11 protein-coding genes are annotated in these 13,110 nt (G+C 68.2%); 8 read left to right on the top strand and 3 right to left on the bottom strand.

Annotation, left to right across the window (positions count from 1 at the left end; all coding sequences use genetic code 11):
• Window positions 1–153: 153 nt before the first annotated feature.
• The 5 genes from ACGFZW_RS01630 (at window position 154) to ACGFZW_RS01610 (ending at window position 5,424) form a co-directional block, all read left to right on the top strand.
• The gene (locus ACGFZW_RS01630; protein ID WP_393890957.1) at window positions 154–834 is read left to right on the top strand and encodes a DUF899 family protein; all 681 of its coding nucleotides are present in this window, start codon (window positions 154–156) and stop codon (window positions 832–834) included.
• A 401-nt stretch (window positions 835–1,235) separates the two neighbouring features.
• A complete protein-coding gene (locus tag ACGFZW_RS01625) occupies window positions 1,236–1,814 on the top strand; it encodes a dihydrofolate reductase family protein (protein ID WP_393891276.1) in 579 nt (192 codons plus the stop codon).
• 721 nt (window positions 1,815–2,535) lie between these two features.
• Entirely contained in the window at window positions 2,536–2,955 is a 420-nt protein-coding gene (locus tag ACGFZW_RS01620; RefSeq protein WP_393890956.1) for a hypothetical protein, read from the top strand.
• Window positions 2,956–3,171: 216 nt separating this feature from the next.
• Entirely contained in the window at window positions 3,172–4,527 is a 1,356-nt protein-coding gene (locus ACGFZW_RS01615) for a family 2 encapsulin nanocompartment cargo protein terpene cyclase (RefSeq protein ID WP_393890955.1), read from the top strand.
• 15 nt (window positions 4,528–4,542) lie between these two features.
• Window positions 4,543–5,424 (top strand): geranyl diphosphate 2-C-methyltransferase, encoded by an 882-nt coding sequence (locus tag ACGFZW_RS01610; RefSeq protein ID WP_393890954.1) that lies wholly within the window; start codon window positions 4,543–4,545, stop codon window positions 5,422–5,424.
• 376 nt (window positions 5,425–5,800) lie between these two features.
• On the opposite strand, the gene ACGFZW_RS01605 is transcribed toward ACGFZW_RS01610, so the two are convergent.
• Together ACGFZW_RS01605 and ACGFZW_RS01600 are read right to left on the bottom strand one after the other, a co-directional pair.
• Window positions 5,801–6,532, bottom strand: a complete 732-nt coding sequence (locus ACGFZW_RS01605) for an SDR family NAD(P)-dependent oxidoreductase (protein ID WP_393890953.1) — start codon at window positions 6,530–6,532, stop codon at window positions 5,801–5,803.
• Window positions 6,533–7,416: 884 nt separating this feature from the next.
• Window positions 7,417–8,775, bottom strand: a complete 1,359-nt coding sequence (locus tag ACGFZW_RS01600; protein ID WP_393890952.1) for a hypothetical protein — start codon at window positions 8,773–8,775, stop codon at window positions 7,417–7,419.
• A gap of 557 nt (window positions 8,776–9,332) precedes the next feature.
• Here ACGFZW_RS01600 and ACGFZW_RS01595 point away from each other — a divergent pair.
• The 3 genes from ACGFZW_RS01595 to ACGFZW_RS01585 all read left to right on the top strand — a co-directional run bounded on the left by ACGFZW_RS01595 (window position 9,333) and on the right by ACGFZW_RS01585 (window position 11,336).
• Complete coding sequence (locus ACGFZW_RS01595) at window positions 9,333–9,740, top strand: YciI family protein (RefSeq protein WP_393890951.1); 408 nt, start codon at window positions 9,333–9,335, stop codon at window positions 9,738–9,740.
• A 17-nt stretch (window positions 9,741–9,757) separates the two neighbouring features.
• Window positions 9,758–10,930 (top strand): RNA polymerase sigma factor, encoded by a 1,173-nt coding sequence (locus ACGFZW_RS01590; RefSeq protein WP_393891275.1) that lies wholly within the window; start codon window positions 9,758–9,760, stop codon window positions 10,928–10,930.
• 196 nt (window positions 10,931–11,126) lie between these two features.
• Window positions 11,127–11,336, top strand: a complete 210-nt coding sequence (locus tag ACGFZW_RS01585; RefSeq protein WP_393890950.1) for an FCD domain-containing protein — start codon at window positions 11,127–11,129, stop codon at window positions 11,334–11,336.
• An 85-nt stretch (window positions 11,337–11,421) separates the two neighbouring features.
• On the opposite strand, the gene ACGFZW_RS01580 is transcribed toward ACGFZW_RS01585, so the two are convergent.
• Entirely contained in the window at window positions 11,422–13,095 is a 1,674-nt protein-coding gene (locus ACGFZW_RS01580; RefSeq protein ID WP_393890949.1) for a tetratricopeptide repeat protein, read from the bottom strand.
• Between the last annotated feature and the right edge of the window lie 15 nt (window positions 13,096–13,110).

The raw sequence follows: 13,110 nt of genomic DNA, 5'->3' as shown, positions 1-13,110 counted from the left end.
ACAGCGTGTTCGGTGAGCCCTGCTGATCGGCGATCCGTAAGAGTGCACTACCAGGGCCTCTTCGTTTCGCTGCCCGGCGAGCCGTGTGCGCAGGCATATGGTGCTGGACCAGAGCAGATGGTGGCCACCCACAGCATCTAGGCCGGGGAAGCGATGCGTCAGACCAATCTCACCGGGGAACCGGCCGAATACGTCAGCGCTCGCGAGGAGCTGCGGCAAGCCGAGATCGAGCTGATGCACCATCGCGAACGCGTCGCCGACCTGCGCCGCCGGTTGCCGATGGGCCCTGTCGTCGATGACTACGTGTTCGAGGAAGGCCCTGCAGATCTGCGGGCTGGTGACACGCCGACGCGGAACGTGCGCCTGGACGAACTGTTCACCCGCCCGGGGCGCGATCTGATCGTCTACCACCTCATGTATGGCAAGAAGCAGACGGATCCGTGCCCCATGTGCACCATGTGGCTGGATGGGTTGAACGGGGTGGCGCGCCACATCACGCAGAACGCCGACCTCGCGGTCGTCGCCGCGGCGGACCTGCCCTCCTTGCGCGCGCACGCCAGAAAGCGTGAGTGGACGAATCTGCGCCTGCTCAGCGCCGGTTCCAGCACCTTCAAGTACGACCTGGGCAGCGAGGACGCCGAGGGCGTTCAGGACGCGACGGTGTCCGTGTTCACCCGCGACGAGAGCGGGTCGGTGCGCCACTTCTACTCGGTGCACCCGCGGATGTCCGACGACATCGACCAGCGAGGCATCGATCTGTACAGCCCGGTTTGGCACCTCCTCGACCTCACCCGCTCGGGCCGAGGCAACTGGATCGCCGGACTCAGCTACTGATGGTCTGTCAGCAAACGGGGCGGCTGACGTCTGCCGGCCACGCCGTTGTCCTTGCTGTGTGGGATGCCCCTTGATCGACAATCAATGGGTGTCTCGCCGATCGGTGATGGGTTTCTCTGGTCATGCTCGCAGGGAGATATGACCGACAGACGGCGAACGGGCGATGCTGGAGCCGATGCTGGAGGAATGGTCAAGAGCTGCCGGATCGGCGTGCCACGCTCTTCGTCTCGCCCCCGCGGTGTCGCCGATCACACTGACCTTCCATCTTCTTCGCCGTGGTAAGCACCAAGGGCCCGGGGCGGCCGGACTTCAGGAGTCCATGGCCGATGAGTCCCGGCGTGGTTGCCAGTCTGTATCTCCAAATCTCCAACACGCGATCAACCGCACTCAAGGGGAGCACCATGGCCGCTACCTACACATTCGATGTCTTTTCCAGCCTCGACGGCTTCGGCGCCGCCAGCGACAACTGGACCGGTTACTGGGGCAAGCAGGGCCCTGAGCTTCTCGACCACCGCCTCGCCCTGTACGCCGAGGAGCAGCGGATGGTCATCGGGGCCAACACGTATCGGCTGTTCGCGCAGATGCTGGCGTCGAGCACCGAGGAGTCCGAGGTGCGTGACCCCTGGGTGACACGGATGCGAAACCTGCCGGCGACGGTGGTGTCGACCACGCTGGAAGGCCCCCTCGACTGGCCGGATGCGAACGTCGCGAGCGGCGATGCTGTTGATGTCGTCGCCCGGCTCAAGGAGGAGTCCGAGGTTCCGTTGCGCTCGCACGGCAGCCTGTCGATGAACCGCGCACTGATGGCCGCCGGTCTGGTCGACCGTGTCCAGGTGACTCTCTTCCCTGTGATCACCGGTCAGACCGGACTGGACCCGATCTTCAAGGGTGCGGCCGACTTCGACCTCGAACTGATCGAGCGCCGGACGCTCGACGGCCACATCCAAGAGCTCATCTACCGGCCCACCCTGCATGGCTGAATCCGTCCATTGTCCGCCCTGGTCACGCGGCTCGCTGATCGCCTCCGGACTCGCCGGTCGTTCGACGAGCCGGCCGCCCTCGAACAATGCGCCGGCGCGGACCAGGGCGGCGAGGTGGGTGCGTTGACCGCGCCCGACGGGCCTGGCGGACTCAATGATCGTGAAGGCCACGGCGATGCCTGCGGCGCGGGAGCCGGGTCCCTTGGGTCGGCGAAATTTTCACGTGAGGCCTTCACTTCGCGCGGGTCATGCAGGACGAGGGGCGCGAGCTGCCGATGAACTCCGAGCGCTCGCACGTCTGTGGGTTCCTGGCGACAGAGGATCCGCGTGGGACAGGCGACGAGGAGAACCCTTCAGCGCCCGTTCATACGTGGCGGCAGCATGCGCGTGGGTCGCCTGATGCCCGTGTTTGATGGGCCATCAACTCAAGTTGGTGGTGGTGAAGGTGGGGGCGGGGTGGGTGATTGAGCCACGCGTAAACGTACTCGCGAGCGCGGTGTCCGAATGCCGTTGGTTGTTCGGATAAACACGGCGCAGAGCAAGATCACTGCATCGAAGTAACTCCAATGGCCCACGGGGCGAGCAGGACGTTTCGGCCGTTACTGTTCCCGTTATCCGAATGGATTCCCGGAGATTCGTACTGCTTCCTGCTCCCTCTTTCATCGGTTGGCACCGTGTAGCCGACCAGCACCCTCGCGAAGGAGAGCTCGCTCGATGACCGTTGAGACCAGCCCGGAGGCGCAATTGGCGCCGCCTCGGCAGCCCAGTTCGAGCACCGCTGCCGGCTGCAACCTCGCTACGGCGACCAAGGTTGTACGAGCTGAGCATCAACCGGGATTTCGCCCTTCTCCCCAGGCCCGTCGCCATGCAACGGTTTTGGCCCCACTCCAGCCTGCCCGCGCCCGGGGCAGACGAGCCAGACGAGCTGCACTGCCGCCGACACGGCATCGAGCTCTTCCTCGCCCCTCCCAGGGCGGCGGCTGCGGCCACCGAGCCTGAGATCGACGTCCGGGGCTGGACGGGAGCCACGTCGACCACGGCGGGTGGCAGGAGCGGGTGCCGCCCTCGCATGCGACCGGCGACCCGGCTCACCGGAGTAACACGCATCAGTCCTTGCGGAGGGCCTCACGGGCGTAGGTGAGTAGGCGATCGTCTCGGGCCTGGTCACCACTTGCTACACCGCGTCGCCATCTTCGTCTCCAACGCGTTCGGCGTACTGGAGAACGTGCAGGTCGCCCGCAGGCGCGACTGGAGAACCCGTCCGACGGCCGCGACGGCCCGGACCCAACCGGGTCCATTCCCGGGCGAGCCCGCGATGGACCCGGGACAGCCCACCCACCTCACCAAGGAGCTACGGATGCCCGATCCTGGGTCTTCCCCTCTGCAGTCGAGTCTGCCTGCCACTGCGGCCCGCGGGGCCCACACCCCCCACGCCGACGGCGCCGAAGCCGACGGTGTCGCCCGGCCCGCCCTGCCTTCCTTTCCCGGCCCGCCCTCCATCCCCGCCCCCGTGCCTGCCGCAAATACCGTTCCTGTGGACGCATCCGTGCCCGACGAAGGACCCGGTGGTGACCTGATCGCTGAACACGTGGAGGAGAGCGCTGCCGCGGTGAGGCAGCCGAACCCTGCACTGGAGCGGATCTTGCGAGGCCCCAGTGGTCTGGGCACGACGGGCCTGCACCTGGCCCGGCTCGACGAGCTGCCGGTCTCTCCGGAGCCCGCGACGCCGGTCGAGGGCACGCCGATCCCCGGTCTCTACCACCACCCGGTGCCGGAGCCGGACCCGGCACGGGTGGAGGAGGTCAGCCGCAGGATCAAGGCATGGGCGGTGGACGAGGTCCAGGCGTACCCGGCGGAGTGGGAGGACCAGTTCGACGGCTTCTCCGTCGGCCGCTACATGGTCGCCTGCCACCCGGACGCTCCCACCATCGACCACCTCATGATCGCCACACGGCTGATGGTCGCCGAGAACGCGGTCGATGACTGCTACTGCGAGGACCACGGCGGCTCACCCATCGGCCTCGGCAGCCGCCTCCTGCTGGCGCACACTGCTCTCGACCCGCTGCACACCACGAAGGAATACGAGCCCGGCTGGATTGCCTCGCTCCAGTCGGATGCCCCTCGGCGTGCCTACCACTCCGCCATGGATTACTTCTGCCGGCAGGCCACCCCCTCCCAGGCAGACCGGTATCGGCACGACATGGCTCGTCTGCACCTGGGCTACCTCGCCGAGGCCGCCTGGGCTCAGACGGACCACGTGCCCGAGGTGTGGGAGTACCTGGCGATGCGCCAGTTCAACAACTTCCGCCCCTGCCCCACCATCACTGACACCGTCGGCGGTTACGAACTGCCGGCGGACCTGCACGCGCAGCCCGCCATGCAGCGGGTCATCGCGCTCGCGAGCAATGCCACCACCATCGTCAACGACCTGTACTCCTACACCAAGGAACTCAAGAGCCCCGGCCGGCACCTGAACCTGCCCGTGGTGATCGCCGAGAGCGAGGGCATCTCCGACCGGGAGGCCTACCTCAAGGCGGTCGAGGTCCACAACGACCTCATGCACGACTTCGAAGCCGAAGCCGCCGCTTTGGCCGCCGCCTGCCCCGCCCCGAGCGTGCTGCGCTTCCTGCGGGGAGTGGCCGTATGGGTCGACGGCAACCACTACTGGCACCAGACCAACACCTACCGATACAGCCTGCCCGACTTCTGGTAAGGACGGAAATTTACTGTGACCAGCACCAACACCACCACCCGCAACACTTCTGCCTTCGTCCCCTCCCAGACCTCCCCCTACCAGGGTGATATCGCCCGCTACTGGGACCAGGAGGCCAGGCCCGTCAACTTGCGCCTCGGCGACGTCGACGGGCTCTACCACCACCACTACGGCATCGGCGACATCGACCACGCCGCCCTCGGGGACGCCGCCGACAGCGAGTACGAGAAGAGGCTGATCGCCGAACTTCACCGCCTGGAGTCGGCGCAGGCCGAAGTGCTCCTGGACCACCTCGGCGACATCGGACGTGACGACACACTCGTGGACGCCGGCTGCGGCCGGGGCGGTTCGATGGTCATGGCCCACCAGCGATTCGGATGCAACGTCGAGGGAGTCACCCTGTCGGCCAAGCAGGCCGATTTCGCCAACCGTCGCGCCCACGAGCTCGGCATCGACGACCACGTCCACGCCCGCGTGTGCAACATGCTCGATACGCCGTTCGCCACGGGGCAGGCCGCGGCTTCGTGGAACAACGAGTCGAGTATGTACGTCGACCTGCACGACCTCTTCTCCGAGCACTCCCGTGTCCTCGAGGTCGGCGGACGCTACGTGACCATCACCGGTTGCTGGAACCCGCGTTACGGCCAGCCCTCGAAGTGGGTCTCCCAGATCAACGCACACTTCGAGTGCAACATCCACTCCCGCCGCGAGTACATGCGCGCCATGGCCGACAACCGACTCGTACCGCAGACGGTCATCGACCTGACGGCTGCGACGCTGCCCTACTGGGAGCTGCGTGCGACCTCGTCTCTGGTCACCGGGATCGAAGAGGCGTTCATCAACTCGTACAAGGACGGCTCCTTCCAGTACCTCCTGATCGCAGCCGACCGCGTCTGAGCGACCAGCGACGGGCATAGCCCGACGAGGAACCGCCAGTTGCCGGGCTGAAGCTCGGCGGGCGCCGTCCCACCGGAGACAGCAGGAACCCGGTGGGACGGCGCACGCTGGTTTTTCGGCATGTCGGCCGGGCACCTCAGACCGCCACCTGACCCCCTGTGATTCCCCGGTCGGCAGCGGCACAGGCTCAGCGAGCGACAGTCGGATCGCCACTCGGGAGGCTCGATCGGTTGAGGGGTGGCGATTTCTCCCGCGAGGCGCCCCGACTCGGCCGGCGAGGGAGCCCCGCACCGCTGAGCTGACCGAGCGGTGGCAGCTGGTCCGGTGGGCTGAGGTTTTCGCGGCGATGTGAGGCGGGGCAGTTCGGCGAGCGCGTTCAGTCGATGACGGCGCCGCCGGTGACATTGACCTCTGTGGCGGTCATGGTCGGCGCGCGGTCGGAGGCGAGAAAGGCTGCGGCGTAGGCGACGTCTTCGAGACGGGGCCGGCGGCGGAGCAGAGTCGCGGCCGCCTCAGGGTCATCCTCGGGCGGGTTGGATGGATCGGGCGAGCCGGGAGAGAGCAGCCAGGCTGCCCGGATGCCGTGCGGGCCGAGTTCGCCGGCGAGCTGGCGGCACAGACCGGAGAGGGCGGACCAGGCGATATGGGAGCCGCCGAGGCCAGGGATGGCTTCTCGGCCGCCACCCATGGCCAGGATCACGCCGGTGCGGCGGGGGATCATATGGCGGGCGACGGCGGTGGCCAGAGTCAAGTGGGTGGTGACTGCCTTGGTGACGGGGCGCAGCACGTCTTCGTCGGCCATCTCGACCAGCGGGGTGCCGTGCAGGTCGTCGTTGGAAGTGGCGTTGAAGGCGATATCGATCCCCCCGGAGTGCCGGGCGACGGCGTCGGCGTGCTGCTCGACCGCGGCGCGGTCAGTCGCGTCGAGTGTGGCGACCTCGACGCGAGCTCCGGATGCGGCGATGGTGCCGGCCAGGTCCTCCAGAGGTGGGTGGGTGCGCCCGACCAAGTGGATCGTGGCGCCTTCGGCGGCAAAGACGCGGGCGACCGCGGAGCCAATCGCTCCAGCACCGCCGTAGACGATGGCGGTCTTGTTCTCCAGCAGCATGGCATTCCCTACTTCATCGAAGTTCGATCACCTGGACGACCCCGCGCTCGCACGCCAGTACCCATCAACCGCGTGAACAACCCTCGGGCTCAATTCATCTAGTTGGTCCGATCCCGCCACGCCTCCATCCGCTTTTGGAGCGGTGCGCCCGCCCAGCCCCGGCGTCGACGCAGTCGCTCGACACGTCACGGAAGCGTCACACCGATACGTGCTGTGTACCCGTCGGGGTCGAGCAAGTTTCAAAAACAGGCTCTGGAGGCCCGGATCGTCGTATTGAGCCGCTACGGGCGCAGGGCTGGAGGAAAGGCGCCAGGATCGCGCACCGGGCGGCGGCCTTCCTTGCAGGTGTACTCACGTCGGGCAGATGACGGGGTACCAGGGGAGCTCGGCCGTGCGCGTCGTCGGTCGACCGCGCGATGGTCTCAAGTGTGGCCGGCGGGCGCTGCCGACGGGCCGCCCGCTGCCGGCCCGCACCGCTACTTCTGGCCTGCGCTGTTCGCATGGTCGGCGCGGTGACTCACTCGCGTTGCCGTTCCAGCGTGCATCTTCTCTGGCAATGAAGCCGTCACCCATGGACACGATGAGGTCTACCGGGGATGCAACTGCTTCGGTGAGCAGACGGTTGAATTGGGTTCTGGTGTTGTCGCGGTCGGCTCCCGGAAGCGTGGGCGCGCCCCACGGGAGGCCGCGGGGCGCGCTGACGCATGGCCGGCGGGTGGGGGCGAGACGCCCAGAGGGTCACCTGTCTCCATTGCCGACGGAGGGACGATGCGAGCACGTGCCCAGTGGCGGCGGGCGGGGCCCGGGCCTGCCACCCAGCTCGCGCCCTGGGGCCTGCGGGTCGATGTCCCGCGCAGGCTCTGGTGCCGAGAAGGCCGGGACCGTCACCCGCTCGCTTGGTTCACGACGTGGATCGGCGTGGACGACGCCGTCCGGTCACCGACTTGGAAGTTGAGGCTGGTGTCTCCCGCGGGGGCGCTGTCGGTGGCCGTGACCGCTACCCACGCCCTGGACGTCGCGTCCCTTCCCGCAAGGGCCAGGTCGACATTGGCGAAGGTGAGGGTCTGGCCGTCCGCGGACGACGTCCCAGGGTAGACCTTCATGATCCCTTGAGCGCTCTGGACCGTCAGCTGGTAGCCGGGGTTGCCCTCGGCGACGAACCTGAGCCCCGCTCCCCGGGGGAGGCTGACGCGGACGTTCTGCCGCGGGACCGTGCCGTCCGCGGCCGCGTCCAGTCGCACACCCGGGTAGCCGATGCTGCCGGCGGGCGTGAGCGTCACATCCGGCGGCCCTCCCGGTGACACCGTGAAGGCGGCGCTGCGGGGTGCGGTGTAGCGGTAGTAGACACTGCCGAGCTGGAACGCGTCCTCGGCGTTGGCAGGGTCCCAGCTCAGCTTGCTCACCTTGTCGTCGGCGTCCACCGACTGCGGCCAGACAAGGAAGCGGTAGTACCCCGGGCTGTCGCCCGTCTCCCGCAGATTGATGCGGCCGAGCAGCACCTTGTGCTCTGTGCCGCTGCCCTTGTGACCCACCATGTTTTCCAGCTTCTTCGGAGTGGGGGTGTACGAGGAGGCGGTGCCGTCCTCGTGCACCAGCTGGTAATAGACACAGTCGCTGTGGTTGCTTTCGACGCCCGACTCGCCCTGGCGCGGGTTGACGAGGTCGATGATGAACCTGTCCTCGATGAGGCCGGTGTCCGAGACGCAGCCGAAGCCGGCCTGGCTGTTGGGTTTTCCGCCCCAGCCGGTGTCGTAGGGCAGTCGGACGAAGGGGCGCCCCACCATCCGGCCGTCCCCCTCCCGCCGCCAGTTCGGTACGAGCACCTCGATCTTCGGGTAGGCGTTGCGGACCGTTCCGTCGTCGAGGGTGACCTCCACACGGATGGTGTACGTGCGGCTGTAGGCGGGGCGGGGGTCGGTGTCGACGTTGAGGTCGCCGCGGAGGGTGAAGGTGATGACGTCGGTGTCGGCGAGGAAGGTGGTGTCGATGACCTCGTACTCCTGGTCGATGCCGCCGCGCCCGCGCTCGACCCTGGAGGCGGCGATCATGTCGGGCTTGTCAGTGCCGAAGTACGAGTACTTGACAGCCTTGATCCGTACGCCCATCGGGACGCGGATCCGGCCGTCGTAGCGGAACTCGGAGTCCCATGTGGCGAAGCGGTTCGCGTGGCCGAGGGTCTCGATTCCCGTCTCTTCGTCGGAATCCGCATGGCTGTCGTTTTGGTCTGCGACGGTGGTCGTCATACCTGTCTCCTTCGTACCGAGAGATTCCGGGCGAGCGTGGAAGCCCGATGCCTTCCGTGGTCGTCCGGTGCCGGGCCCAGGCCGGGGCCGATGGCACAGAGGTGGCCCGCACATGGAGGAGCGGCCCTTGCCTGGGGAACTTGCCAAGAGAAAGGCTTGCCGCGGTCCGAACCGTGAACCGATATACCGCTCATGTGAGTTACAAAATGTGATGAGTTCGCCTCACTGGAGGGGCGCGTGTTCCGCCAGGAGGTCAAAGAGCCTGCGCAAGCGTCTTGCCCGGGACCGCGCGAAGGGGCTCGTGAGCTCCACGGGCCTTGCTGTCCTGGACGCCGCGGGGTGCAGCGTTCGGCGCTGAGGGCTGAGTGGAGGGAGCCGCCAGGGTGCGGTTTGCGCATCGCCGGCTACGCCGAAGGCTTCATTGATCCGGGGGCTCACCCAGGCTCGGCCACGAGGGCCAAAAAATCTTGGTCGGCGATGTCGAAAACGCGTGACCGGCTCCGTCCCCGGGGTGAACGTGACCAAAATAGGTCGCACCAGCACCGAGGAGAACCACCATGGCCAAGTACTTGCTGCTCAAGCACTACCGCGGCGCTCCGGCTCCGGTCAACGACGTGCCGATGGACAAGTGGACGCCGGAGGAGATCTCGGCGCACATGCAATACATGCAGAACTTCGCGGACCGGCTGGAGAAGACCGGCGAGTTCGTCGACGGTCAGGCGCTGGCTCCCGAGGGGGCGTGGGTCCGGTACGACGGTGAGGGGCGCCCGCCGGTCACCGACGGCCCGTTCGCCGAGACCAAGGACGTCATCGCCGGCTGGATGGTGATCGACGTCGACAGCTACGAGCGGGCCGTCGAGCTGGCCGGGGAGCTGTCGGCCGCCCCCGGGGCGGGCGGGAAGCCGATCCACGAGTGGCTGGAGCTGCGCCCGTTCCTGACCGCGCCGCCCACCATCACGGAGTGACCTCTCAGGTGACTCAGCTGAACGAGGCCCTGCTGAGGAGCCTCACGCCGAGCGTGCTCGGGATCCTCGTCCGCCGCGGAGCCGACTTCGCGGCGGCCGAGGACGCCGTGCAGGACGCGCTGGTCGAGGCGGTCCGCGTCTGGCCGGCCGACCCTCCGCGGGATCCGAAGGGCTGGCTGGTCACCGTGGCCTGGCGCCGGTTCCTCGACGCGACCCGGGCGGACGCCGCCCGGCGCCGGCGTGAGGACCGGATCGACGAGGAGCCGGCGCCCGGGCCCGCGCCCGCGGTCGACGACACGCTCCAGCTCTACTTCCTGTGCGCCCACCCGTCGCTCACACCTTCGTCCGCGGTCGCGCTCACGCTGCGCGCCGTCGGCGGCCTGACCACCCGGCAGATCGCCCAGGCCTACCTGGTGCCGGAGGCCACCATGGCGCAGCGCATCAGCCGTGCCAAGCGCACCGTTTCCGAGGTGAGGTTCGACCAGCCCGGCAATGTCGCCACCGTGCTGCGCGTCCTCTACCTGGTCTTCAACGAGGGGTACTCCGGCGATGTCGACCTCGCCGCCGAGGCCATCCGGCTCACCCGGCAGCTCGCGGCCGCGATCGACCACCCCGAAGTGGCTGGGCTGCTCGCCCTGATGCTGCTCCACCACGCCCGGCGCGCGTCCCGGACAGCCCCCGACGGCAGCCTGGTGGCGCTCGCCGAGCAGGACCGCGGTCAGTGGGACACCGAGGCGATCGCCGAGGGCGTCGAAATCCTGCAGAGGGCCCTCGCCCGCGACCGGCTGGGCGAGTTCCAGGCGCAGGCTGCCATCGCGGCCCTCCACGCCGACGCGCCGACCGCCGAGGAGACCGACTGGGTGCAGATCGTCGAGTGGTACGACGAGCTCGCGCGCCTGACCGACAGCCCGGTCGTCCGGCTCAACCGCGTGGTGGCCGTCGGTGAGGCCGACGGTCCCCGTGCCGGGCTGGCGGCGCTCGCGGAGCTGAACGACTCCGCGAGCTCTTCGGGCAGGGGAGTCCCCGTCCCCCGCCAGGCCGCGGTGGCGGCATACCTCCACGAGCGCGACGGCGACCTGGCGACGGCGGCACGGTTGTACGCCGAGGCGGCCCAAGCGGCACCCAACCTCGCCGAGCGCGATTACTTGACGCGCCAGGCCGCCCGGCTCAACGCCCGCCGTGGCTCCTGACGGGCCGCGGCCGGGTGCGCGACGCGTTGCCCACGGGGAGCTCGGTGACGGCCGGTACGGCCTCGGCCCTGGCAGCCAACTGGACTGCCGGGGCCGGAAGTTGCCGTAGTGAGAGGAGTGGGTTGATGGCCTGCGCGTCGCCTTCCCCGGGCACCTGCGCATAGGACGCAACCGCGTCACCGGGAGCTGTGGCGGAGTGGCTTCTGCCCGTGTCCCGCAGGTCGCGACGGAAGGTCTCGGGGGACATCCACACCGCGACCTCCAGTCCGCCGCGGAAGCCCACGCGGACCTGTTGCGCGCCATTCGTTCCCGCGACGTCGACGAGGCCACCAGCCTCCTCAGCAGCCACCTGCTGGGAGCCGGCAACCGGCTGCGGACCAGGATGCAACAGGTACGCCAGGCATAGGCGCTCCGGTGTCGCCGAGGGAGGGGTGCGGCAGTTCGGGTGATCACGCAGCCATGACACAGCATCAGTTCGCTGTGCTGCGGGCTCAGTCGGAGCAGCAGCCGCCCTTCGGTTCCGCGGTGTCGAGGCGGCAGAAGCACGACGCCTCGACGGGGACGTCCGCGAGCGCGGTGGCCACGGTGAGTTGCTGGGCGACGATGCGAGCCTCTCCTGTCCTGCCGAGCCGCACGAGGCATTCGTGGAAGCCGTGAAGTGCCCAGACGTTTCCCGGATGCTGCAACGGCCTGGGCAGGGTGTCGTCGAGCCCGAGGTCGGCCCGGTAGACGGCCTCGGCCTCCTCGACCCGGCCCTGTTCCAGCAGGAGCGCCCCGTAGGCGTGGCGGGTCGGCTGCATCCAGCCCCACGGTTCGTCGTAGGGCAGGTTGTCGTCCAGCTCGATGGAGCGCTCCAGGGCAGCGAACGCTTCGTCGTACTCGCCCTTGCGGTAGGCAAGTTCGCCGTCGAGCATGGCGGAGGCGATCGCCAGGATGTCCCGGCACGTGTTGTTGAACAGCATCCGCGTCTCGGGAACCCGTCCGGCTGAACGCCGGAAGAGTTCTCGTTCGGCCTCGGCCTCGGCGATCACGCCAGTGGCGGAGTACGCCACTGCGCGCGCGTAGTGCAGCATCGCCGAGGTGACGCAGTACAGCTCCGGATCGGAGGGCATCGGCTGCGCGAGGACGTCTGCCCACCGGCCGAAGCGGATCAGCACGTGCACCCGCATGGCGAGGAAGCCCTCAAGCCAGTCGGCCATGGGCGGGCTCTCCACGCGCAGCAGATCCTCAGGGATGGAAGCTTCGAGCTGCGTGGCAGTCTCCAGCGCCGTCCTGGCCTGGCCCAGGAACATCGCACCGTAGATCTTGAAGTGGTAATTGTGCGAGCGGTAAAGCGTGTAGAAGTTCATCGCGCCGGCCCGCCGCAGGTACTTCTCATCGGCCCTGATCGCGTCGCTGTTGCCCGACACGACCCGTCGGTAGTCCCCGCACAGCACATCGAGATGCGAGGGCATGTGGTGCAGGTGGCCCGCGTCCGGGACCAGCCCTCGCAGCCGATCGGCGATCGAAAGGGCCTTCTCCGGCGTCGGAGACATCTCCATCAGGTGGGTGTACATGTGCAGTACGCCCGGGTGATCGGAGCCCGTCCCGGCCGCCAACGCACGGTCGAGGACGTCCTTCGCCTCCAGTGTGCGCGCGCCGACGGCGGGCTCGCCCGTGCGCAGGTCCCACAACTGCCACGGGGTGAGGTTCATCAACGCGTCCGCGTAGAGCGTGGCGATGTCCAGATCATCGGGTGCGAGCTCGTAAACGGTGCGCATGGCCTCGGCGTAGGGCGCGTTCCAGACGGAGCAGTCCTCTGCGGCCTGCGAGGCCGGGTAGCGCTCGCGCAACGCCTCGATGAGCGCGCGCTCCGTCGGCGTGACCCCGTCGCACAGCGCGTGGGCCCGTTCGACGGCGGCATGCGTCCGTTCCACTGTGCGCTGCAGATCGGTGTCGTCGAAGAACTCCCAGGGCTTGTTGTAGTTGGGGCCCAGGGCGTACGCGACACCCCAGTACGCCATGGCGCAGTCCGGATCGGCTGCCGCCGCCGCTTCGAAGCAGGTGACCGCCTCTTCGTGGTTGAACGCGTAGCTCCATACCAGGCCACGGTCGAACCAGAGCTGCGCTTCCGCCGAACGGGTCGATACGGGCCGGGTAAAGGACCCGAGGTCGAAGTAGTCCATGAGGATCTCCTGCAG

It is taken from the genome of Streptomyces sp. NPDC048248, assembly GCF_043201875.1.
In the GTDB taxonomy this organism is placed as follows: domain Bacteria; phylum Actinomycetota; class Actinomycetes; order Streptomycetales; family Streptomycetaceae; genus Streptomyces.
Note: the sequence above shows the minus strand (reverse complement) of the source record. Positions and strands in the feature narration are given on the sequence as shown.

Bases quoted from the DNA above. Each gene is read 5' to 3' on its own strand.
- ACGFZW_RS01580 (WP_393890949.1), bottom strand. From the start codon at position 13,095: ATGGACTACTTCGACCTCGGGTCCTTTACCCGGCCCGTATCGACCCGT.
- ACGFZW_RS01600 (WP_393890952.1), bottom strand. From the start codon at position 8,775: ATGACGACCACCGTCGCAGACCAAAACGACAGCCATGCGGATTCCGAC.
- ACGFZW_RS01595 (WP_393890951.1), top strand. From the start codon at position 9,333: ATGGCCAAGTACTTGCTGCTCAAGCACTACCGCGGCGCTCCGGCTCCG.
- ACGFZW_RS01615 (WP_393890955.1), top strand. From the start codon at position 3,172: ATGCCCGATCCTGGGTCTTCCCCTCTGCAGTCGAGTCTGCCTGCCACT.
- ACGFZW_RS01605 (WP_393890953.1), bottom strand. From the start codon at position 6,532: ATGCTGCTGGAGAACAAGACCGCCATCGTCTACGGCGGTGCTGGAGCG.
- ACGFZW_RS01625 (WP_393891276.1), top strand. From the start codon at position 1,236: ATGGCCGCTACCTACACATTCGATGTCTTTTCCAGCCTCGACGGCTTC.
- ACGFZW_RS01630 (WP_393890957.1), top strand. From the start codon at position 154: ATGCGTCAGACCAATCTCACCGGGGAACCGGCCGAATACGTCAGCGCT.